This is a genomic window from Streptomyces calidiresistens (genome assembly GCF_014141525.1).
Classification (GTDB): domain Bacteria; phylum Actinomycetota; class Actinomycetes; order Streptomycetales; family Streptomycetaceae; genus Streptomyces; species Streptomyces calidiresistens.
In genome coordinates this window covers 1-524 of the sequence record NZ_VKHS01001515.1, presented here as the reverse complement: position 1 = coordinate 524, position 524 = coordinate 1, and the positions used below count along the sequence as shown (strand labels likewise).

1 pseudogene is annotated in these 524 nt (G+C 76.3%); it reads left to right on the top strand.

Annotation, left to right across the window (positions count from 1 at the left end):
* Positions 1–387 precede the first annotated feature (387 nt).
* Positions 388–524: pseudogene (locus FOE67_RS29875) on the top strand (FHA domain-containing protein); the annotation flags it as partial.

Below are 524 nucleotides of genomic sequence, written 5' to 3'. Positions count from 1 at the left end.
ATGTCAGACGACAGAGCGCCAAGGCGCTGTGGTGCGGAGAGGTGTATAAGAGACAGGTCGAGCGCACCCCGACCACGGCCGTGCCCCGTCCCCCGTCCCCGGCCTGATCCGCCGGGACGCGGAGCGGCGGGGTCCGGTACCCGACCGGGTGCCGGCCGCCGCGCACCCGGCCCGGTACTGTTCCGGCTGGAGGCCGGGCCCCTCGACCACGGGGACCCGACCGGGCCCCGGAACGGTCCGCACGGACCGGACCGGCGGGCCCGCCCCGGATCACCGCCGGGGCACCACCGCACCATCCGCCGTTCACCACCGCGCCCCCGGGCCCCGGTGGCGGGCGGCGGCGGCAGAGCGCACACCCATGGAAGAGGGAAAGGGGGAGACGGTCCGATGCCGACGTGCCCGAACGGTCACCGGTCCACGGCCGACGACTGGTGCGAGGTCTGCGGTCACCGCATGCCCGCCGACACCGGTCCGATACCCCCGCCGGGGCCCCCCGCCCACGGTGGTTACGGCTATCCCCCGGC